This is a genomic window from Amycolatopsis sp. H20-H5, assembly GCF_035828755.1.
In the GTDB taxonomy this organism is placed as follows: Bacteria; Actinomycetota; Actinomycetes; order Mycobacteriales; family Pseudonocardiaceae; genus Amycolatopsis.
Genome location: NZ_JAYMZS010000115.1, coordinates 1 through 21,870, shown reverse-complemented (window position 1 = coordinate 21,870; position 21,870 = coordinate 1). Strand labels below are relative to the sequence as shown.

18 protein-coding genes are annotated in these 21,870 nt (G+C 68.9%); 8 read left to right on the top strand and 10 right to left on the bottom strand.

Features of this window, described 5'->3' with window-relative positions; genetic code table 11:
- Positions 1–51 precede the first annotated feature (51 nt).
- From QMK34_RS38445 to QMK34_RS38435, 3 genes are all read right to left on the bottom strand, one after another.
- Positions 52–534, bottom strand: coding sequence for a DUF6319 family protein (locus QMK34_RS38445; RefSeq protein ID WP_326419706.1), 483 nt, complete (start codon positions 532–534; stop codon positions 52–54).
- A 166-nt stretch (positions 535–700) separates the two neighbouring features.
- Positions 701–2,683, bottom strand: coding sequence for an acetate--CoA ligase (gene acs / locus QMK34_RS38440; protein WP_326419705.1), 1,983 nt, complete (start codon positions 2,681–2,683; stop codon positions 701–703).
- A gap of 105 nt (positions 2,684–2,788) precedes the next feature.
- Positions 2,789–3,373: a GNAT family N-acetyltransferase gene (locus QMK34_RS38435; RefSeq protein WP_326419704.1), complete on the bottom strand. Its 585-nt coding sequence runs from the start codon at positions 3,371–3,373 to the stop codon at positions 2,789–2,791.
- A 113-nt stretch (positions 3,374–3,486) separates the two neighbouring features.
- Here QMK34_RS38435 and QMK34_RS38430 point away from each other — a divergent pair, with 113 nt between their 5' ends.
- From QMK34_RS38430 to QMK34_RS38400, 7 genes are all read left to right on the top strand, one after another.
- Entirely contained in the window at positions 3,487–3,984 is a 498-nt protein-coding gene (locus QMK34_RS38430) for a phosphoribosyltransferase (RefSeq protein WP_326419703.1), read from the top strand.
- Positions 3,981–4,712 carry an oxidoreductase gene (locus QMK34_RS38425; RefSeq protein WP_326419702.1) on the top strand — a complete coding sequence of 244 codons (732 nt, stop codon included), beginning with the start codon at positions 3,981–3,983 and terminating at the stop codon, positions 4,710–4,712. The genes QMK34_RS38430 and QMK34_RS38425 overlap by 4 nt, the downstream gene beginning before the upstream one ends.
- Positions 4,713–4,729: 17 nt before the next feature.
- Positions 4,730–5,890, top strand: coding sequence for a helix-turn-helix domain-containing protein (locus tag QMK34_RS38420; RefSeq protein WP_326419701.1), 1,161 nt, complete (start codon positions 4,730–4,732; stop codon positions 5,888–5,890).
- On the top strand, positions 5,887–6,111 hold the full coding sequence (locus QMK34_RS38415) for a DUF397 domain-containing protein (RefSeq protein WP_326419700.1): 225 nt from the start codon (positions 5,887–5,889) through the stop codon (positions 6,109–6,111). The genes QMK34_RS38420 and QMK34_RS38415 overlap by 4 nt, the downstream gene beginning before the upstream one ends.
- 167 nt (positions 6,112–6,278) lie before the next feature.
- Positions 6,279–7,040, top strand: a complete 762-nt coding sequence (locus tag QMK34_RS38410; protein ID WP_326419699.1) for a 3-hydroxybutyrate dehydrogenase — start codon at positions 6,279–6,281, stop codon at positions 7,038–7,040.
- Between the two features lie 32 nt (positions 7,041–7,072).
- Positions 7,073–8,392, top strand: a complete 1,320-nt coding sequence (locus tag QMK34_RS38405; RefSeq protein ID WP_326419698.1) for an MFS transporter — start codon at positions 7,073–7,075, stop codon at positions 8,390–8,392.
- Positions 8,389–10,239 (top strand): helix-turn-helix domain-containing protein, encoded by a 1,851-nt coding sequence (locus tag QMK34_RS38400; protein WP_326419697.1) that lies wholly within the window; start codon positions 8,389–8,391, stop codon positions 10,237–10,239. Before QMK34_RS38405 ends, QMK34_RS38400 begins: the two co-directional genes overlap by 4 nt.
- A gap of 186 nt (positions 10,240–10,425) precedes the next feature.
- On the opposite strand, the gene QMK34_RS38395 is transcribed toward QMK34_RS38400, so the two are convergent.
- On the bottom strand, positions 10,426–11,730 hold the full coding sequence (locus QMK34_RS38395) for a 3-hydroxybutyrate oligomer hydrolase family protein (RefSeq protein ID WP_326419716.1): 1,305 nt from the start codon (positions 11,728–11,730) through the stop codon (positions 10,426–10,428).
- Between the two features lie 145 nt (positions 11,731–11,875).
- Between QMK34_RS38395 and QMK34_RS38390 the strand changes: the two genes are divergently transcribed.
- Positions 11,876–12,820, top strand: coding sequence for an extracellular catalytic domain type 1 short-chain-length polyhydroxyalkanoate depolymerase (locus QMK34_RS38390; protein ID WP_326419696.1), 945 nt, complete (start codon positions 11,876–11,878; stop codon positions 12,818–12,820).
- Positions 12,821–12,950: 130 nt separating this feature from the next.
- On the opposite strand, the gene QMK34_RS38385 is transcribed toward QMK34_RS38390, so the two are convergent.
- The 6 genes from QMK34_RS38385 to QMK34_RS38360 all read right to left on the bottom strand — a co-directional run bounded on the left by QMK34_RS38385 (position 12,951) and on the right by QMK34_RS38360 (position 21,353).
- Positions 12,951–13,880 (bottom strand): N-acetylmuramic acid 6-phosphate etherase, encoded by a 930-nt coding sequence (locus QMK34_RS38385; RefSeq protein ID WP_326419695.1) that lies wholly within the window; start codon positions 13,878–13,880, stop codon positions 12,951–12,953.
- A gap of 56 nt (positions 13,881–13,936) precedes the next feature.
- A complete protein-coding gene (locus tag QMK34_RS38380; protein ID WP_326419714.1) occupies positions 13,937–14,887 on the bottom strand; it encodes a MurR/RpiR family transcriptional regulator in 951 nt (316 codons plus the stop codon).
- Positions 14,888–15,148: 261 nt separating this feature from the next.
- Positions 15,149–16,915: a serine hydrolase gene (locus tag QMK34_RS38375; RefSeq protein ID WP_326419694.1), complete on the bottom strand. Its 1,767-nt coding sequence runs from the start codon at positions 16,913–16,915 to the stop codon at positions 15,149–15,151.
- A 10-nt stretch (positions 16,916–16,925) separates the two neighbouring features.
- Positions 16,926–18,194 (bottom strand): exo-beta-N-acetylmuramidase NamZ family protein, encoded by a 1,269-nt coding sequence (locus tag QMK34_RS38370; protein ID WP_326419693.1) that lies wholly within the window; start codon positions 18,192–18,194, stop codon positions 16,926–16,928.
- Positions 18,191–19,969 carry a glycoside hydrolase family 3 protein gene (locus QMK34_RS38365; RefSeq protein ID WP_442785312.1) on the bottom strand — a complete coding sequence of 593 codons (1,779 nt, stop codon included), beginning with the start codon at positions 19,967–19,969 and terminating at the stop codon, positions 18,191–18,193. Before QMK34_RS38365 ends, QMK34_RS38370 begins: the two co-directional genes overlap by 4 nt.
- A 583-nt stretch (positions 19,970–20,552) precedes the next feature.
- Positions 20,553–21,353 (bottom strand): HAD family hydrolase, encoded by an 801-nt coding sequence (locus QMK34_RS38360; RefSeq protein ID WP_326419712.1) that lies wholly within the window; start codon positions 21,351–21,353, stop codon positions 20,553–20,555.
- Between the last annotated feature and the right edge of the window lie 517 nt (positions 21,354–21,870).

The following is a 21,870-nucleotide window of genomic DNA, read 5'->3' as shown; positions in this document are numbered from 1 at the left end:
GAGCGGATGCCGGAAAGAACTCCGGCACCCGCCCCGGCGGCCGGTGAGTCTTTAGTTTTCGGTGTCGAGCTCGGCGAGGGCCGCCTTGGCCTTCTCCAGCTCGGCTTCCAGCTGGGCGACCTTCGCGGCCTGCGCCTCGCGGGCCTGGTTGATCACTTCGTCGATCGGACCGGAGAGGTCCTGGTGCAGCTCCTTCGCGGCGCGCGAAACCGCGGCGGCGGGGATCTCCAGGCCCTTGGCGACCCACTTGCTGCCGTTCTTGAGCTCGGCCTGCCACTCACCGTCGGCGGTACCGGTGACGGTGAGGACGAGCTCGACCGTGCGGGTCTTCTTGGCCGTCGTCGCGACCTTGGGGCGGCCGCGCTTCGGCTTCGGGGCCTCCTCGGCCGGGGTCTCGGCCTCGGGCGTTTCCGGAGTCGTGGAGGTGGACTCGGAGACGGCGGGCTCGGGGGTGGACTCCGCTGCCTGCGGCGTCGAGTCGAGTGCCGCTTCGGTCGCCGTTTCCTCTTGGTGTGTCAAGGCATCCACGGTCATCGTCGGTGCGTCTCCTTGCCGGCTGGAATGGGTACTCCCGGGCGACAGCGTAGAACAAGCGTTCGACTACCGCGCGTTGGGGTCCCGATCACTGTCTCAAACGCCCTGAAGGCCACCATGAGGGACCTAGAGTCCCTCATGGTGGCCTTCAGGGGCAATCAGAAATCTACTCCTCGGTCTTGCCGGAGCTCAGGCCGGACGAGATCAGTGCCATCACCGACGAGTCGGCCAGCGTCGTGACGTCGCCGACCTCGCGGTTCTCCGCGACGTCGCGCAGCAGGCGGCGCATGATCTTGCCGGACCGCGTCTTCGGCAGTTCCTGGACGACCAGGATCTGCCGCGGCTTCGCGATCGGGCCGATTTCCTTCGCGACGTGGTTGCGTAGTGCCTGGATGGCCTCTTCACCACCGTCGACGGCGTTGCCGCGCAGGATGACGAACGCGACGATGCCCTGCCCGGTGGTCGGGTCGGACGCGCCGACGACCGCGGCCTCGGCGACCGTCGGGTGCGAGACCAGCGCGGATTCGACCTCGGTGGTGGAGATCCGGTGCCCGGACACGTTCATCACGTCGTCGACGCGGCCCAGTAGCCAGACGTCGCCGTCGGAGTCGTATTTCGCGCCGTCACCGGCGAAGTAGAAGCCCTGGTCCGCGAAGCGGGACCAGTACGTCTCCCGGTAGCGCGCCTCGTCGCCCCAGATCCCGCGCAGCATCGACGGCCACGGCTGGTCGAGCACCAGGTAACCGCCGCCGCCCTTGCCGACCTCGGCCGCGTCGTTGTCGACGACCTTCATCGAGATGCCCGGGAGCGCCCGCTGCGCCGAGCCCGGCTTCGTGGACGTGACGCCCGGCAGCGGCGAGATCATGATCGCGCCGGTCTCGGTCTGCCACCAGGTGTCGACGATCGGGGTCTTGCCCGCGCCGATGTTCTCGCGATACCAGATCCACGCCTCGGGGTTGATCGGCTCGCCGACGCTGCCCAGGACCCGCAGCGAGGTGAGGTCGTACTTCTCGGGGATTTCCTTGCCCCACTTCATGAACGTGCGGATCAGCGTGGGCGCGGTGTAGTAGATGGAGACCTTGTACTTCTGCACGATCTCCCAGTGCCGTCCCTCGTGCGGGGTGTTCGGCGTGCCTTCGTAGACGACCTGCGTGACGCGGTTCGCGAGCGGCCCGTAGACGATGTAGCTGTGCCCGGTGATCCAGCCGATGTCGGCGGTGCACCAGTAGACGTCCTCGCCCGCCTTGTGGTCGAAGACGTTGTGGTGCGTGTACGCCGCCTGCGTCAGGTAGCCGCCGGAGGTGTGCAGGATGCCCTTGGGATTCCCGGTGGTGCCTGAGGTGTAGAGGATGAACAGCGGGTGCTCGGCGTCGAAGGCCTCCGGAGTGTGCTCCGTGGACTGCGCGTCGACGAGGTCGTGCCACCAGACGTCGCGACCCTCGTTCCACGGCACTTCGCCTTCGAGGTCGCTACCCGTGCGGCGGACGACGATGACCTTTTCGACCGTCTCGGCGCCTTCGAGCGCTTCGTCGACGTTCGCCTTCATCGGCGCGGCCTTGCCGCGGCGGTACTGCCCGTCGGAGGTGATGACGACCTTCGCGGCCGCGTCGTCGACACGCGCGCGGAGCGCTGTCGGCGAGAAGCCGCCGAAGACGACGTTGTGGAGCACGCCGATGCGCGCGCACGCGAGCATCGCGATGATGGCCTCGGGGATCATCTGCAGCTGGATCCCGACGACGTCGCCGGCGCTGAGGCCCAGCGAGGTCAGGGCGTTCGCGGCCTTGGAAACCTCGTCTTTCAGCTGCGCGTAGGTGATGTCCCTGGTGTCGCCCGGTTCGCCGACCCAGTGGATGGCGACCTGCTCGCCGTGGCCGTCGTCGACGTGGCGGTCGACACAGTTGTAGGCCACGTTCAGCTTGCCGCCGATGAACCACTTCGCGAACGGCGCATTGGTCCAGTCCAATACCTGGGTCCACTTGGTGTCCCAGTGCAGCCGCTCGGCCTGCTTCGCCCAGAAGGCCTCGCGGTCGGCGTCGGCTTCGGCGTAGAGATCGTCCTTCGCGTTGGCCTGAGCGGCGAATTCGTCGCTCGGCGGGAAGGTGCGGCTCTCGTTGAGCAGGTTGTCCAGCGCTGGGGACTGCTCGGTCATGGTTGCAAGGCCTCCTGATGATGCGAACCCGCGGCTCACGGCTTACGGCACGCTAGTGACGTTAGTACGCGATGTAAAAGGTTGCAGCCAGGTTGCCCGTCAGTTTCACCGTGAGAGGCGAGTTCGCAGCCCCTCCGCTACTCCCGGCCACTCCTCGGCGGTCACCGAGTACACGACCGTGTCACGCGACGTCCCGTCCGGGCGGATGCGGTGTGCGCGCAGGACTGCCTCGCGCCGCGCGCCCAGCCGCTCGATCGCGCGCTGGGACCGTTCGTTGCGGAGGTCGGTCTCCCAGGCGACTCGCTGGGCGTCGAGATCGTCGAAAGCCCGTCGCAGCAGGAGGAGTTTCGACTCGGTGTTGAGCGGGGTCCGCTGCCACGGCCTGCCGATCCAGGTGTGCCCGATCGACAGGATCCGGTGCGGTGGAACTACTTGGTAGTAGGAAGTGGTGCCCGCGACGTCGCCGGTGTGCGCGTCGATCTGCGCCCATGCCCGCCGCGCGGGGTCGCTGAGCATCACGTCGATCATCTGTTCCGTTTGGACGAGGTCCACGGGCTGGCGGACGCTGAGCCACGTCCAAACCTCGGGATCAGCACCGGCTTCGAAGAGGCCCTTGGCGTGGTCGCGGGTCAGCGGTTCGAGTCGCACATGCTCGCCGGACAGGGTCGGGGTGTCGTTCCAGTCGGTCACAGTCCCAGCCTAAGGTCAGGAGTGGCTGTTCTAGATATCCAATACTGAAGCATTTCGCCAGTCCACTTCGCGGTTGCCTATGCTCGCGGGATCGATCGAGGAGGACGAAGACGATGGCCGGAGAGCGGGAAGAGCTCACCTGGGAGTTGTTCGGGACGGCCAGCCGGGACCTGGCGCGGGAGATCGCCGGGGACGGGTTCGAGCCCGACCTGATCCTCTCGATCGCGCGCGGCGGCCTGTTCGTCGCCGGTTCGCTCGGGTACGCGCTGGACGTGAAGAACCTGCACGTGATGAACGTCGAGTTCTACACCGGCGTCGACCAGCGCCTCGACCTGCCGGTGGTGCTCCCACCGGTGCCGAACGTGGTCGACCTGACGAGCAAGAAGGTCCTGATCGCCGACGACGTGGCCGACACCGGCGCGACGCTGAAGCTGGTCCGCGACTTCTGCGTGGAGCACGTCGCCGACGTGCGCTGCGCGGTGATCTACGAGAAACCGCACTCGACGGTCAAATGCGAGTACGTCTGGAAGAGGACGGACCGCTGGATCAACTTCCCGTGGTCGGTCGAACCGCCCGTGGTGCAGCGCGCGGGGCAGGTGCTGGAAGCGTGAACGACCCGCTGAGGCCGTTGCTGGAGCTCGAAGGCGTCGCGGCGGCCGCGAAATCCGCGCAGGACGCGGTGTTCGCGGTGCACCGCTCGCCGGTGAACCTGCGTGACGGGTCCGCGACCGCCGCCGAGGCCTCGGTGCGAGCGGCGCGGGCGTCGGCCGGGATCGAGGGCGCGGACCCGGAACTGCCCGCGGACGGTTCGGTCAGCGACCCGGTGCTCGCCGGTTCGCTGCGGGTCGCCGAGACCCTGGAGTCACTGCTGCCGACCTGGCGCCGCGCGCCGATGCAAGCCCTCGCGCGGATGCACGTCCTGGCCGCGGCGGATCTGGTCACGGACCCGGACGCGCTGGGACGTCCCCGCACGGATGGCGACGCGGGGCCTCGTCTGGAGCTCCTCGCGCAACTGGTCACCGGAGCGACTTCGGTCCCGGGGCCGGTGCTGAGCGCTGTCGTGCACGGGGAGTTGCTCGCGCTGAAGCCGTTCGGCAGCGCTGACGGCGTAGTCGCGCGCGCGGCGGCCCGGCTGACGATGATCGCGACCGGGCTGGACCCGAAGGCGTTGAGCGTGCCCGAGGTCTTTTACTTCAGGCGCGTCCGCAAGTACAACGAGTTCGCGGCGGGTTTCGCCGCGGGCGACGTCGAGGGCGTGCGGGGCTGGCTCTTGTTCTGCTGCGAGGCGTTCGAGGCCGGGGCCAAGGAAGCCAAGAGCATTTCCGACGCCGCGAGCTGACACCGCACGGTGACGACGTGTTCCCGCCGGTCCGGCGGGAACAGGCGGTGGACGGTCACCAGGAACGTCCCCGGCTTGACACACCGGCGTTCGAGGAAGTCCTCCGCGCACCCGATCGCGTATTCGACGACCCAGGCTTCCTTGCGTTCCCGGTGCTGTTCGAGGAGGAATCCCATGTCGTCGATGACCTCGATGTGTTCGAGCGCGCGCGAGGGTTCCCGGCGGTATTGCAGCTCGTAGGGGTAATCCATCGGGGGAGGGTGCGCGGCGGACTCCGGCGTGGAAACGTTTCACTCTGCACGTTCCGGCTTACGATTCGTGATCATGTCGTGGCTGGGGGTGAGAGTGCGGTGAGCGAGCGGCTGGGCTCGACCTACCGTCGCCGCGTACTGGGGCGAACCCTGCGGCGCCTGCGCGAGGCGACCGGCATGAGCCTGGACGAAGCCGGGAGGACGGTCCGCATCTCGAAGCCGAAGCTGTCCCGGATCGAGAACGGGCAGCACCCGTCGTACAACGACTTCATGGCCCTGCTGGACCGGTACGGAGTGATTACCAACGACTACCCGTACTACGTCCGCATGTACGACCGCGCGAAGGAAAAGGGCTGGTGGCACGCCTTCGGTGTCGATGACCGGGGTTTCGTGCCGGTCGAGGCCGAAGCCTCGGTCATACGGACCTACGAACTGGGCTTCATTCCCGGCATCCTCCAGAGCGAGCGCTACATGCGGGCGACCTACGCGGGTGCGCGGGTGCCGTTCAGGGGACACAGCCTGGAGAACCAGGTCACCGTTCGACTGCGGCGCAAACGTCGGCTTTTCGAGGAACCATTGCTCACCGTGCACGCGATCATCGACGAATCGGCGATGCGTCGGCCGCGCTGTGATCGCGAGCAGTTGGAGCACCTCCTTGAACTAGCTGACCTGTCGAATGTCGTAGTGCAGGTGGTTCCTCTCAGCGCTGGCTCGCACAGTGGGCTGTACAGCAATTTCGCGGTAGTGAGTTTTCCTGATCCGGCGGAGCCTGATCTTGCCTACGTCGAGTACGGGTTCGGTTCGGTGGAAGTCGAAAGAGTGGAGGAGGTTCGCGCTGCTAGGCTCGTCTTCGATCATCTGGCTGGTCTGGCGCTGGACGAGCAGGCTTCCGTCGCGTTGATCGAGCGGATGATCGCCGAGATGTGATCGAGCCGGAAGAGGCGAGCACGGTGGACCTGGCCAGTGCCCGGTGGCGGAAGAGCAGCCACAGCGGTGGCGATGGGCACGATGGCAACTGCGTCGAGGTCGCGCAGACCCCCGGTGCCGTGGCCATCCGCGACTCGAAGTCCCCCGCGTCCGGCGCCCTGGTCATCCCCGCCCCCGCCTGGCGGCAACTCGTCGCCACGTTGCCCCCTCGCCCCGCGTAGGACTTCCCTGTCATTGCCCCTGAAGGCCACCATCACGGCGTAATACGCCGTGATGGTGGCCTTCAGGGGCAATCGAATCGTATGGGGCTGGGGCACATGGGATCTTCGGAAGTTGTGGTGAGTGGGTACATGGCTCGACCGGCGGGTGAGACTTATCGTTCTCGGCTATGAGTGGTGTAGATCACAATGACCTGGGCGGTCGCGTCGCGCTCGTGACCGGCGGGGCGGGTGGCATCGGGCTCGCCTGTGTGCGGGCGCTGGCCGAGGCCGGGGCCAAGGTCCATGTCGTCGACATCGACCGTGACGCCGCGGAGCGCGCCGCGAACGAGGTCGGCGGCTGGGCGCACCCGGTCGACCTGACCGACGCCGAGACCGTCGGCAAACTGCCCGCCGAGGTCGACATCCTGGTCAACAACGCCGGTTTCCAGCACGTCGCCGCGCTGCCCGATTTCCCGCCCGAGCAGTTCGCGCGCATCCAGGCGTTGATGGTCACCGCGCCGTTCCTGCTGATCCGCCGCACCCTGCCGCATATGTACGCGCGCGGCTGGGGCCGGATCGTCAACATGTCGAGCGTCCACGGCCTGCGGGCGAGCCCGTTCAAGGTCGCTTACGTCACGGCGAAACACGCGCTCGAAGGCCTCTCGAAGGTCGCCGCGCTCGAAGGCGCCGAGCACGGCGTCACCAGCAATTGTGTCAGCCCGGGTTACGTGCGCACCGCGCTGATCACCGGCCAGCTCGCCGCGCAGGCGGCCGAACACGGCCTCGAACCCGACGAAGTCGTCGCGGAGGTGCTCCTTCGCCGCGCCGCGATCAAGCAACTGATCGACCCCGCTGACGTCGCCGCGCTCGTCACTTGGCTCTGTGGCAGGCATTCCGGGCACGTCACCGGGGCGTCGCTGTCGATGGATGGCGGCTGGACCGCCGGATAGTCCCGCACACCAACAAGATTGCGAGTTCTCTCGTGTCCTCGATCCCCAAGGTAGTCGGCGCCAGCCTGATCGGCACCACCATCGAGTGGTACGACTTCTTCCTCTACACCTCGGCCGCCGCCCTGGTGTTCAACAAACTCTTCTTCCCCACCGCCGATCCGCTCACCGGCACGTTGCTGGCGTTCCTCACCTACGCCATCGGTTTCCTCGCGCGGCCGATCGGCGGGCTGGTGTTCGGGCACTTCGGTGACAAGGTCGGCCGGAAGAAGCTGCTGATACTGAGCCTGCTGCTGATGGGCGGCTCGACCTGCCTGATGGGCGTCCTGCCGACGTACGCCGTCGCCGGGGCCGCCGCGCCGATCCTGCTGACTGTCCTGCGCCTCGTCCAGGGCTTCGCGCTCGGTGGCGAGTGGGGCGGCGCCGTGCTGATCGTCTCCGAGCACGGCGACGCGAAACGCCGGGGCTTCTGGGCGTCGTGGCCGCAGTGTGGGGCGCCGGGTGGGAACCTGCTGGCCACGGCCGTTCTCGCGATCCTGGCCGCGACGCAGTCCGACGCGGCGTTCCTGTCGTGGGGCTGGCGGGTCCCGTTCCTGCTGTCCGGGGTCTTGGTCGTGATCGGGCTGTGGATTCGGCTGGCCGTCAGCGAATCTCCCGTTTTCCTTGCCGCACAGGAGAAAGCCGCCGCGCTGGGCGAGAAGCAGCACACGCCGGTCCTGGAGGTCTTCCGCTACAACTGGCGCCAGGTGCTGGTCACCATCGGCGCGCGGATGGCGGAGAACGTCTCCTACTACGTGCTGACCGCGTTCATCCTCGTCTACGTCACGACCGGGCTGGGGCTGCCGAAGTCCGCCGGGCTCAACGCCGTGCTCATCGGCTCGGCCATCCACTTCGTCACGATTCCCTTGTGGGGAGCGCTTTCCGACCGGGTCGGCCGCAAGCCGGTGTACCTGTTCGGCGCGCTCGGCATGGCCGCGTGGGCGTTCGGGTTCTTCGCGATGATGGACACGAAATCGCCGGGGTTGATCATCGTCGCCGCGACCATCGGGCTCGTGCTGCACGGCGCGATGTACGGCCCGCAGGCCGCGTTCTTCGCGGAGCAGTTCCCGACGCGCGTGCGCTACACCGGCCTTTCCGTCGGCGGGCAGCTGTCGTCGATCGCGGCCGGGGCGGTGGCGCCGCTCATCGCGGTCGCGCTGTTCAGGAGCTATCACAGCACGCTCCCGATCTCGCTGTACGTAGTCGGCATGTGCGTGATCACGGTCGTCGCGCTGCTCGCCGGGCGCGAGACACGAGGCTCTTCGCTGCACGAGGACGTTCCGGCTGTTACAGACCGGTCCGTAGTGAAAGCATGACCCGGGTGGAGATCTCGTCGGAAGTCCTGCTTCAGCTGCTCGAACTGCTCGCCGCCGGTGCGGGCAGCGAGCGGCTGGCCGAGGTCGCGGTCGCGGCGCGGGCTTCCGGCGAGCTCTCCGAAGGGCAGTTGGGCGAGCTCGGCGCCGCGGCCGGGCTGGCGTTGCGGATCCAGCACACGCTCGCCGAACACCGCCGCCGCGAAGCCGAGCTCACCGCGTTGTTCGACACCGCGAGCGACCTCGCGCGGCTCAGCGATCCCGACGCCGTGCTGCGGTCGATCGTCCGCCGCGCCCGGACGCTGCTCGGGGTCGACGTGTCGTATCTCAGCCTCAACGACGAGGCCGCGGGCAAGACCTACGTCCGGGTCACGGACGGTTCGGTTTCCGCGCTGTTCCAGCAGGTCGTGCTCGGGATGGGGGACGGCCTCGGCGGGCTCGTCGCCCAGACCGCGCGGCCGTACGCGACCGCTGACTACTTCGCCGACGAGCGGTTCCGGCACACGTCGCCGATCGACACCGGCGTCCAGGACGAGGGGCTCACCGCGATCCTCGGCGTGCCGCTCGCGATCGGCAGCAAGGTGATCGGCGTGCTGTTCGCCTCCGACCGGAAGCCGCGCGAGTTCACCGCCGGCGAGGTCGCGCTGCTCTCGTCGCTGGCCGACCACGCGGCGATCGCGCTCGACAGCGCGCACTTGCTCGACGAGACGCGCCGCGCGGCGGCCGAACTGAACGCGGCGAACTCGACCATGCGGCGGGCCGAAGACGCCCACGATCGGCTGATGGACCTGGTGCTCCGCGGCGGGCAGCTGGCCGAGGTCGCCGCCGCGGTGGCGGACGTCCTGCACGGAGACCTCGCCGTGTACGACGCCGAGGGCGCGGAACTCGCGCGTTCCGGGGTCGCCCCCGAACTCGACCTCCGAGCCGTTGCCCTGTCGCGCACGAGTGGGCGCGCGGTGTCCACTGAGGACACTTGGGTCTGTGCTGTGCAAGCGGGACAAGAACTTCTGGGCAGCCTGGTCCTCGGCGGACGGCCGGGGCTGGCCGGGGCCGACCGCGCGCTGTTCGAGCGCGCCGGTGTCGTCACCGCGCTGTTGCTGATGCTGCGGCGGTCGGTCGCGCAGGCCGAGGACGAGGTCCGCGGTGAGCTGCTGACCGACCTGCTGACCGCGCCGGACCGCAATCCCGCGGCGCTGCTCGCGCGCGGACGACGCCTCGCTGTCGACTTGTCGGCACCGCACACGGTCCTGATCGCGCACGCCGAGGGCGTCTCACGCCGTCGCCTGGCGGCCGCCGCGGCCCGGCACGCCGAGCTCGTCGGGGTACACGCCGAACAGGTCGTCGCGCTGGCGGTGGGTGACGATCCAGGCCTGCTGGCAAGGAAAGTGAGCGCGGCCCTGAGGTCCACAATGGACTGCGCGGTCACGGTCGGCGCGGCGGGCCCGGTGTCCGGCCCGGCCGCACTGGCGGAGGCGCACGCCGAGGCGGCCCGCTGCGTCGGCACCCTGCTGGCGCTCGGCCGTCCTGGCGAAGGCGCGTCGATGGCGGACCTCGGGTTCCTCGGCATGGTCCTCGGCGAACATGCCGACCTCGCCGCCTATGTCGCCTCGACGCTCGGGCCGGTGCTGGACTACGACGTCCGTCGCGGCACGGACCTGCTCGGCACGCTGCGCGCGTATTTCTCGTGCGGCGCCAACCTGACGCGCGCCAAGGACGAGCTGCACGTCCACGTGAACACCGTCGTCCAGCGCCTGGACCGGATCGCGTCCCTGCTCGGCGACGACTGGCAGTCCCCGGAGCGAGCCCTGGAACTTCAGCTCGCCCTCCGACTGCACCGCCTTCGCCCCTGAGTGCAACCCCGCACTCCCCCGCAACTCGTCGACGAGTTGCGTTGGATATCGGCGCGGTTGCGGGGCATTTTACCTGGTCAGCCAGTTAGTGAGCCACGCTCGTCCGCCCGGAAGTCCCTGAAGGCCACCATGAGGGCGTCTAGGTCCCTCATGGTGGCCTTCAGGGGCAATCAGGCTCGGCGGAGGTCAGGGCGTGAGGGAGCAGGTGCGCGCGAGGTCGGCGGGGGAGGTGTTCGCGGGGCGGGGGATGGTCGCCGACGCGGGTGGGCGGGTGCCGCCCAGCCAGCTTTCGAGTGTCGTGAACGCCGTGCGGAAGCAGGGGCCGATCGGGCGCAGTTCGTCCGGGTAGACGTCCACCAGGCCGTCGACGTGGTTGCCGCCCTCGATCCGGTAGTACCGCTGCAGGCTCGCGCGGCCCTGGGCGGCGATCAGCCCCTGGTAGACGTCGGAGTCGCGGCTGATCGGGAGCAGGGTGTCGAGCGTGCCGTGCAGGGTGAGCAGGGGTTTGCCGATCCGGCCGGTCAGGGAGATCCGTTCGACAGCGTGCTTTACCGACGCAGGCCGTGACGCGTAGTCGTACGTGGCGTCGTCGCCGGTGAATGCTGGGTCGACCTCGCTGCGGTAAATACGCTGTGTCAGGCCCCAGTACACCTGATCGTGGTACGCCCACAGGAACTCTGACCCGGGCGCGAACCCGGCGTCCAGGATCGCTTGGTGCGCCTGTTCGGAACCGGCCACGTACGCCGGATATGCCGCGAGGGCCGGCGGCAGGAAGGTGAACAGGTTAGGCCCGTTTTCGCGCCAGAGCGTGCCTTCCCAGTCGACGCCGCCGTCGTAGAGCCAGGCGCGGTTCTCCAGTTGCCACCGCACGAGGTAGCCGCCGTTCGACAGGCCCGCCGCGATCGTGCGGGACGGGAACCGGCCGTAGTGCCGCGCCGCGGCGAGTTTGGCGGCGATCGTCAGCTGGGTCACCCGGTCGTTCCACTCGGTGAGCGCGTCACCCGGACGGCGTCCGTCGGTGAAGAAGTCCGCGCCGGTGTTGCCCTTGTCTGTGGCGGCGAACGCGTAACCGGCTGCGATCACCTGGTCGCCGATGGCCCGGTCGTTCGCGTACTGGCGGCGGACGCCGGGTGAGCCCGACACCACCAGCCCGCCGTTCCACTTCTCCGGCAACCGCAGCACGAACTGTGCGTCGTGGTTCCAGCCGTGCGCGGTGTTGGTCGTCGAGGTGTCCGGGAAGTACCCGTCGACCTGGACACCGGGGACACCGCTCGGCGCGGGCAGCCCGGCCGAGGTCAGCCCGGCCCAGTCCGCCTGCACGGTGTGGCCGCTGACCAGGGTCCCGGTCGTCGTCAGATCGTCCAAACAGGACTGTTCCTGGTGGGCGGCCCCGGGGACGGTGACCGGTGCGCACCGCGGCACCGCCGTCGCCGCCGGTGTGGCGACGAGCGAGGTGAGGAGCAGTCCGGCGAGAACCAGGGTGAGCCGCATACGGCGACGGTAGGCAGGCCCGGCGCGCGCCGGTATCCGTTCCAGCCACACAAAACCGGCGTCGACTGTGGTGGCGGTCACTGTGGGAACGCGGTGCGAGCGTGCCTACTCTCAGCGTGACGGCGGTCACAAGGAGGTGGTCTCGATGCGGAAGCTTCTCATCGGCCTGGTGGTGTCGGCGCTGCTCGCGTTCGCCGCACCGGCCTTGGCGAGCACGATCCGGCCGGTCACCGGGTTCGGGAGCAACCCTGGCGCGCTGCAGATGTTCGAATACGTGCCCGACGGGCTGCCGCCCGGACGTCCCGTCGTCGTGGCGCTGCACGGCTGTACCCAGGACGCGAGCGGCTACGGCCAGGGCTCCGGCTGGGTCGAGCTCGCCGAGCGCTGGAGGTTCACTCTTGTTCTCCCGCAACAGGTTTCGGGGAACAATCTCAGCAAGTGCTTCAACTGGTTCCAGTCCGGCGACACGACGCGCGGGTCCGGCGAAGCGGAGTCGATCGCGCAGATGACCCGCCGCGCGATCGCCGATACCGGCGCCGACGCGAAGCGCGTGTACGTCTCCGGGCTGTCCGCGGGCGGCGGGATGACGTCGGTGATGCTGGCGGCGTACCCGGAGCTGTTCGGCGGCGGCGGGATCGTCGCAGGGCTCCCGTTCGGGTGCGCGAGCTCGACCATCGAGGCTTTCGGGTGCATGAACCCCGGCAAGAACCTGACGCCGAAGCAGTGGGGTGACAAGGTTCGGGCGGCGAGCGCGTTCACCGGCACGCGGCCGACCGTGAGCATCTGGCAGGGCACGGCCGACTACACCGTCGCCCCGGCGAACCTGCGCGAGCTCGCCGAGCAGTGGACCGACGTCGGCGCGGCGACGGCGGCGGGCACCGACACGGTCGGCGGATTCCCGCACGCGGTGTATCGGGACTCGGCCGGGCGGGTGGCCGTCGAGACCTACTCGATCACCGGCATGGGGCACGGCCAGCCGGTCGCGCCGGGCGGCGGCGACGGCCGATGCGGACACGCCGCGCCGTACCTGCTCGACGTCGGCGTGTGCGCGGCCTGGCAGCTCGGCCGGTCGTGGGCGCTCGCGGGCTAGCCGCCCCAGAAGTCCCTGAAGGCCACCATGACAGCGTTTAACGCCGTCTTGGTGGCCTTCAGGGACCTCCGGCTGGACTGGGCGTGGGGCTGGAGCGGCGAAGTGTGGGGCGCGGTCAGGGGACTGGGGTTCAGCTGGCCCGCACGTGGACCGAGTCCAGTGCCTTGCGGACGTGCCCGTCCGCGGCTTCGAGTGCCTTCGCCGCGCCCGCCACGTCCACCCCGGAAAGCAGGTGGACCAGCGCGACCTTGAGATCGCCGTCCGCGTCGGTCAGTGCTTCGGAACAGTCCTGCGCGCTCATCCCGGTGGCCTCGCGCAGGATCCGGACCGTCCGGCCGCGCAGCTTCGCGTTCGTGGCGCGCATGCTGACCATCAGGTTCGAGTACGTCCGCCCCAGCCGGATCATCGTCGCGGTCGAGAACGAGGTCAGGATCAGCTTCTGCGCCGTCCCGGCCTTCATCCTGGTCGACCCGGCGATCGCCTCGGGACCGGTGTCGACGGCGATGAGCACATCGACTCCGGCAGGTTTGAGCGCGACCGGATTGCCGGAGATGAGGCCGGTCCGGGCGCCGCGACGGCTCGCCGCGGCCAGCGCGCCGAGCACGTACGGCGTCCGCCCGGAAGCCGTCAGCCCGAGCACGAAGTCGCCGGGCTCGACCGTCTCGGCGATCTCGGCGGCACCGCTCTTGGCGTCGTCCTCGGCGTTCTCGACGGCCTGACGCAGCGCGCGCTCACCACCGGCGTGGTGGGCGACGAACCAGTCCGGCGGCACGTTGAACGTCGGCACCAACTCGGCGGCGTCCAGGGTGGCCAGGCGGCCGGAGGTGCCGGCGCCGACGTAGTGGATCCGGTGCCCGCCGCGCAGCGCCTCCACGGCGAAGTCCACCGCACGCGCCACCTGTGGCAGCACCGCGGCGACCGCGTCCGGCACCCGGCGATCCTCGGCGTTGAGCATGCCGAGGATGCCGATGGTCGGCATCAGGTCGATGTCGGTGGTGCGCGGGTTGCGCTGCTCGGTGGGCGAATCGACATGCACCACCTGCCGGGGGACTGTCATCATGCGCCTCACTCCGTAGTTTTCCGCTCCCTCGCGGGAGCCCACTCCGGCCGCTTCGCTCATTTGCCGGTTTCCCGCGGTCGCCGACGGCCGTCCGGACGAACCCCGAGCCTGTGTGAACCCACCGCGTCCCTGGTCGCGTCCAGTGCGTTGACCGACGCGTCCATGTGCCGCTGCGCCACCCCGATGAACAGGCAGTCGATGACGGTGAGCTGCGCGATGCGGCTCGCCGTCGCCCCGGAGCGGAACGTCGTCTCGCGGGCGGCCGTGGTCAGCACGTGGTCGGCGACCTCGGTGATCGGCGAGCGCGGGAAGTTGGTCACCGCCACGGTGATCGCCCCATGCTCGCGGGCCACCCGCAGCGCTTCCACGGTGTCCGTGGTCGCGCCCGTGTGCGAGATGCCCACCGCGACGTCGCCGGGGCTGAGCACGGCGGCCGAGGTCAGCATGATGTGCGTGTCGGACCAGGCGAAGCAGACCCGGCCGATGCGGTGCAGCTTCTGCTGCAGGTCCGCGGCCACGAACGCGCTCGCGCCGACGCCGTAGACGTCGACCCGGCCCGCGCTCGCCACGAGGTCGATGACCTCCTGCAGGATCGCGACGTCGAGCTGCTCGGCCGTCTCCTCGACGGCACGCGCGTCGGCGAAGCTGACCTTGCTGATGACCGCTGACAGGTCGTCGTCGAGACCGATCTCGCCGCCGAGGTTCCGGCTGGAGCGGGCCTCGGTGCGTGCGGTGTCCGCGGCCAGCGCGATGCGCAGCTGCGGATATCCGCCGACGCCGATGGCCTTGCAGAACCGGGTCACCGTGGTCTCGCTGGTGTTCGCGGCGAGTGCCACCTCGGTGATGCTGCGCCGGGCCACCGAGCCCGGGTTGTCGAGGACGACCTTGGCCACTCGCTGTTCGGCGCGGGCGAGCCCGGGCAGCAACGAGCGGATCCGGACCAGGGGACTCGCGTCCGCGTCACGCACCGGGCTGGGCGCCAGTGCGTGCTCGGACGGCGCCGCCATGACTACGGACTCGGCTTCGCTCACCGTGGGAAAGTTACTAACTGCTGGCATTTGGGACAAGGCTACCCACACCCTCCGGGAAGATCGCAACCTATCCGTGTCTGCGGATTCGATTTACGATTAATCGCTGACCAGAAAGTCGCTAACCAGGTCGGCCTTGTTAACGAGCGCAAGCTAACGACTTGGCAACTTAGTGTCGCGATGCAAGGGCTTCTGTCCCGCTGACCGGGGCATTCAGGGTGGCTGGACGCGCCTGTTCGGTTACCGGCTGCTCAACTGCCAGCCCGAAGCGGAAAAAGCGGACACCTGTCGCTCACCGTCGAGAAGTACCCGGCCGCGCTCAGTGACTTTCACACTGTCCACCGAAACACCCCTCCCGGTGTAACGCGCGTCGGTCCCGTAACGCCACCGAAGGGTGGTCTGGGTTGCCCCGGTCACCTCTGCGCTCACGCGCCACCACGCCCGGTGGCCATGCCCTGAGAGCGAAGTCACAGTGTCTGCTGGAGCACCCGGACCGTTCGCGCGCAGCGGAACCGGCGTCCAGGTGACTCCGTCGGCGCTCGACTCCAGCACGAGCGGATCCGTCGGGCCCTCGGTGTCGACGAAGGCGTCGAACGACACCTTCAGCGCGCCGCCACGCGTTGTGAGTGGACGGGTCGTGAGCGTGGCCGAACTCGCGTCGCCGATGCCGCTGAACCAGGCGTCACGTCCGTCGGCGGGACGCACGGCCATCGCCTTCGCGAGCGAGCTGGCCCAGGTCTCGCGGGCGAGGTTGATCGAGCCCCAGCTGCGGGTCGGGTGCACCCGGTTGGTCAGCAGGATGGCGAACGAGCGGGACTCCGGGTCGATGACCAGCGTCGTGCCGGTGAAGCCGGTGTGCCCTGCCGTCACCGGGGAGGCCAGCGCGCCCATGTACCAGGGCTGGTCGAGCTCGAAGCCGAGGCCGTGGGCGTCGTCGGGGAACTTCTGGTTGTAGTTCGTCAGCATCAGCCGGACGGTCTCGGGCCGCAGGACGCGGTGCCCGCGATAGGTCCCGCCGTTGAGGATCGCCTGCGCCAGCGTCGCCATGTCACCGGCCGTGGAGAACACCCCGGCGTGCCCGGCGACCCCGCCGAGCGACCAGGCGTTCTCGTCGTGCACCTGCCCGCGGACCAGCCCGCGTGCCGGGTTCGTCTCGAACTCCGTCGCCGCGACGCGGTCCAGCTTCGACGCGGGCGGGTTGTAGCCGGTGTCGGTCATGCCGAGCGGCGCTGTCAGCCGGTCGTGGACCACCTTGTCGAGCGGCTGCCCGGTGAGCTTCTCGACGAGGAAGCCGAGCGTCAGCAGGTTGATGTCGGAGTAGAGGTAGGTGCTGCCCGGCGCGTGGATCAGCTTGCTGTCCAGCACGGCCTTACGGCGCGATGGGATGTCCGGGTAGCCCGCCCACAGCGACGGGACCGGGTCGGCGTCGAAGCCCGAGGTGTGCGTGAGCAGCTGCTCGACGGTCACCGACTCCTTGCCGTTGACCCCGAAGTCCGGCAGGTAGCGCACGACCGGCGCGGCGACATCGACCCTGCCCTGCTCGACGAGCTGCATCACTGCGATCGAGGTGAACAGCTTCGAGATCGAGGCCATGTCGAAGATCGTGTCGTTCCGCATCGGCACCTGCTGCGCGGGCGGCAGCTCGGTGCCGCTCGCGTCGGCATAGCGCAGCGCGGCCCCGGCGGTGTACTTGTCGACCACGACACCGTCGTGCGCGAGGAGGCCGACGGCGCCGGAGAAGCGCGGGTGACCCGTCGCGTCCGGCTTCGTCCAGCTCTCGATGAACTTCTCCGCGGCTTTGATCGGCGTCGCGTCGAGCCCGGCGTCGGACGGCTTGCCGTCGCGCAGCGAGGTCCACGCGGGTGCGAAGCCCTGCTGCGGGCGGTCGAACCGCCCGGCCGTGGTCCCGCCGTGGTTTTCGGTGGCGATGGCACTCGCTCCCGAGGTCGTCAGTGTGGTCACCGCCACCAGTGCGACGGTCGCGGTCAGGAACTTCCTAGCACGCATGGCCATCCCCTTAGCGGTAGATCAGATAGTGGCGGCGCTTACGGTCGAAGTCCGCCAGCTCGGCGCGCCACGACCCGACGATCTCGTCGACCCCGGCGCCCGCGTCGACCATGGTCCGCAGCCGGTCCGAACCGGACAGTAGATCGAGGTAGTGGTCGGGCCGCCACGCGAACTTGTCCGGGTGTAGCGCCTTGGCCGTGACGAACATGGCCACAGCGGTGCGGATGGCGTCGAATTCACCCGGATCGGTGACGCTCAGCTGCACGCCGCCACACGTCTGGTTGACGAACTTGCTGAACGTCGGCACGAAGTACGTCTCGCGGAACCGCGCGCCGGGCAGCTCGAGGCCGTTGAGCTTCTCGCTCCAGCGCCAGTCGAGCCCTGGCGCGCCGATGATCTCGAACGGACGGGTCGTGCCGCGGCCCTCGGAGAACACGGTGCCCTCGAACATGCCGGTGCCCGGGTAGACGAGCGCGGTGTCCGGCGTCGGCATGTTGGGGCTCGGCGGCACCCAGTCCAGGCCGGTGTTCGCGAAGAGCCGGTCCCGGCGCCAGCCGCGGACCTCGACGACGTCGAGCTTGGCTAGCTTCACGCCGTCGCCCGGTAGGAACTCCGCGGCGAAGAAACGAGCGAGCTCGCCGACGGTCATGCCGTGCTGCTGGATGATCGGTTTGCGGCCGACGCCGGACGCGAACCTGATGTCCAGCAACGGCCCGGAAGCCTTGCCGCCCAACGGATTCGGCCGGTCGAGCACGACGAACGCGGCGCCGACCCGCGCGGCCGCGACCATCGCCGTGTACAGCGACCAGATGTAGGTGTAGAACCGCGCGCCGACGTCGGCGATGTCGAACACGACCGTGTCGACACCCGCCTTGGTGAACAGCCCGGCGAGCTTGGTGGCGTCGGCGCCGTACGCGTCGTACACCGGGATGCCGGTGCGGGGATCGGTGTAGTCGCCCTCGGAACCACCGGCCTGCGCGCTGCCGCGGAACCCGTGCTCCGGCCCGAAAGCCGCAACCGGACGCACCCCGGCGGCCACCATCGAGTCGACGATGTGCTCGCCGCCCGGCAGGATCCCGGTCGGGTTCGACAGCACCCCGAGCTTCTTCCCGGCCAGCGGCCGCCAGCCCTGTGCGGCCAGCATCGCCGCTCCGGTCAGTACTCGCGAAGATCCTCTTTGGGCTTCCTCGGCCGCCGAAGCGGGCAGCGCGGAGCCGCCCGCCACGACAGGGACCGCGAGGGCGCCGGCGGCGAGGAAGTGCCGTCGGTTCAGGCTCACCAGGTCAGCCCGTGGCCGAACGGGTATTTCACGGTGTTGAGGTCCTTGCCCGCCGGGATGTCGACCGGCAGCTTGCCCGTCGGCGCAGTCTCGCCGACGATCACCTTCGCGAGCGCCTCCAGTGACGGCCCGATGTAGCCGTACGTGGCCAGCCAGGTGGTCACCTTGCTGGCGTAACCGGCGTCGTACGGGATCTGCGCGGCGACCGCGACGACCGGCTTCCCGGTGGCGGCGAGCGCGTCGAGCAGCTTGGTCTGCACGGGCGAGTTGCCGATGTCGTTGGTCAGCACCACGACGACGTCGGTGGTGCTCGCCGCCGCGACGGCCTGGGCGATCTGCGCGTCCGTCGGCGCGGAACCGGTCACGAGTGACGTCGGTGTCGTGCCGTGCGCGGTGAGTTTCGCCGCGAGCGCGGGGATCGTCGTCGCGCCCCACCCGGTGACCAGTGCCGTCGACGGCTTCTGCTTCAGCGGCAGGACACCGGCGTCGTTGCTGATCGCGGTGATCGACTTGTCGGCGATCTTCTGCGCGGTGGCCAGGTTCGCGGGCGTGCCGACCTTCTCGGCCACCTTCGACGTGTCGACGAACGGCGAGAACAGGATGCCGCGCTTGAACTTGAGCGTGAGGATCCGCAGGAGGCTCTGATCGATGCGCTGCTCGGTCAGCTCGCCGGACTTCACCGCGGCCAGCACCGAGTTGATCGCCAGTTCGAGGTGGACGGGCATGAGCAGCTGGTCGATGCCCGCCTTGAGCGCGAGCACCGGGATCTCGGCGTCGGTGTGCAGCTTGCGGACGCCTTCCATCTCCAGTGCGTCCGTGACGATCACGCCTTTGTAGCCGAGTTCTCCGCGCAGCTTGCCGGTGATGATCGGCTTCGACAGCGTCGCGGGCTCGCCCGACGGGTCGAGGCTGGGGAACTGGATGTGCGCGCTCATGATCGAGTCGATGCCCGCTTTGATGGCGGCCTTGAACGGCGGCACGTCGTACTGCCGCCACTCGGCTTCCGTCCGGGTGATGTGCGGCAGTCCGGTGTGGCTGTCGGTAGCCGCGTCACCGTGTCCGGGGAAGTGCTTCGCGGTCGAAGACACCGTTTCGGTGGGCCAGCCGGAGTTCTGGTAGCCGTTGACCTCGGCGGTGACGAAGTCACTCGCGAGGCCGGGCTGGCCGGAGAACGACCGCACGCCGATCACCGGGTTGGCCGGGTTCGAGTTGACGTCGGCGTCGGGCGCGAAGTCCTGGTTGATGCCGACCGCGCGGAGCTCGTGGCCGATGATCGTGGCCGCGGCCTTGGCGCTGTCGGTGCTGCGCCCGGCGGCGATCGCCATCGAGTTGGGGAACTCGGTCGCGGGGGCACCCATCCGGGTGACCGTGCCGCCCTCCTGATCGGTGGAGATCTGCAGCGGGATGCGCGCGCCACCGCGAACGGCCGCGTTCTGGAGGCCGTTGGACAGCTTCGCGACCTGCAGCGGGTCGTCGAAGTTGTCGCGGGAGGCGTTGTTGAAGTAGATGACACCACCGAGGTGGTACTTCTGGACGACCTGGGCCGGGGTGTCGACGCCGAAGTCGGTCTGGTTCTTCGCGTTCACCTCGTCGGCCGACTTGCCGTTCACCCAGGTGACGAACAGCTGGCCGACCTTCTCCTCGAGGCTGAGCCCCCGCAGCGCCTGCTGGGCCGCGGCCGAAGCCCGTGCCTCGGCGCTCACCGGCTGTGCCAGTTTCGGGCTTGCCCCGGCGCCACCCACACCGGTGACGACGAGAAGCGCCGCCAAGGGCAGGGCGAGCGCATGGGTCCTCCGGAAACGGGCGCGCACACGTCGTTCGGTCACCACAAGCCTCCCAGACTTCGAACCAGGCCGAGCGGCGACGTCTGGTGAAAATCCCACTCGAATGCACTGGTATCGGGAAGCTACCCACCGAATCGGGGCTTGTCTATCGGCCGTGCGCAGCAACAAGGGACAAAAAATGGCGGAGCCCGTCGGCCGTGGCCGACGGGCTCCGCCTCAGTGCGAACATCTCGGGTGACCAAGCGTGCAACTCTGGTCGTACCTTCATGGACTCGGCATGTGGCGTCCCACTAAGCAGTCCCTAGACGACGAGCCTCCCGCGGCGCGCTGCGCGTGGGTGCCCGGAGTCCGCACACGGAGATCTGTCGGGGTGGAGGAGGCTTCTCTTCTACCTCTTCCCTGGCCGACCAAACGTCCGCTCCTACTTTCTACGCCGTGATGCGGGTCACGACAAGTGCGCAGACGGGTGCACCGGTACAGAGGCTCGATCTAGTGACACGGGCACCCACAGCGACGAATAATTCGGGACTGTCCTTGAGAAAGACCGGTCTGGTACCGCCAAGTGGGCGTGCGCCTACCGAGAGCGCCTGCGGCGGCTCACGCCGTACCAGGTGGCGCCCGCCGCCACCGCGCCCATGCCCAGCGCCACCAGCCCCGCCGAGCGCGCCGGGAACCGGCTCCGCAGCGACATCGGATGCTCGAACGTCAGGATCGGCCAGCCGCGTTCGGTCGCGTGCCGCCGCAGCAGCCTGTCCGGATTGACCGCGTGCGGGTGCCCGACGACCTCCAGCAGCGGGATATCGGTGCTCGAATCGGTGTACGCGTGACACTGCGCGAGGTCATAGCCGTAGGTCACCGCGAGCTGCTTCGCGGCGACGGCCTTGTTCTCGCCGTAGCAGTAGAAGTCCACCTCACCGGAGTAATGGCCGTCGACGATCTGCATCCGAGTCGCCACACTCCGGGTCGCGCCCAGCATCTCCGCGACCGGGGCCACGACCTCCTCGCCCGTCGCCGACAGCACGATCACGTCCTGCCCGTCGGCGAGATGCGCCGCGATCAGGTCAGTCGCCTCGACGTACACCAGCGGGTCGACCACGTCATGCAACGTCTCGCGCACGATCGCCGACACCTGCGCGACATCCCAGCCCGCGCACAACGCCGACACCTCCGCGCGCATCCGTTCGGTCTTCTCCGCGTCGGCGCCGGCCAGCGAGAACACCAACTGCGCGTACGCGCTGCGCAGCGCGGCCCGGCGGTTGATCAGCCCCTCGCGCAGCAGAGGCTTGCTGAAAGCGAGCGCGCTGGAGGACGCGATGATGGTCTTGTCGAGATCGAAGAACGCGGCCACCGCGCTCCCGCTCACGTGCTCCGCCATGGATACGGACGCACTCGACGGCGCCTTGCTGGGTTCGGCCACGAAACCAGGATAGTTGGCTGACCACCCGCCCCCGTGACCGGCGGAAAATCCATCACAGACCAGCGCGTCCGGCGCAAGATGCCGTTATCGAATTGTGGGTGTCGGCAGCAGGTTCAACGAGGCGTTCCCGGAGTTACAGTGAGGAAGTCCGGTGCGAGCCGGACCCGGTTCAGTCCGACCCCCCGGGGCTGAACCCTTGGCGGCCCTCGTCCCTCCCCCCTGGCGAGGGCCGCCCTCTTTTTTTGGTTGGCTCCTGTGTTTTTTGGCCAGCGCGCTTGCGTGCGCCGCTGGTTTGCTCCTGGCACTCGGCGGCGGTGCGGGTTTTTTGGTTGCGTCCTGAGGTGCGGTTAGAAGCCTGTGTTTTTTGGCCAGCGCGCTCACAAACTCGCGCCGCCAGGTCGCCCCTGACTTCCAGCGTAAGTGCGGCTTTGTCTTTAACGGGGGCGACCTGCCGTCGCGAGTTGGGGCGGCCTGG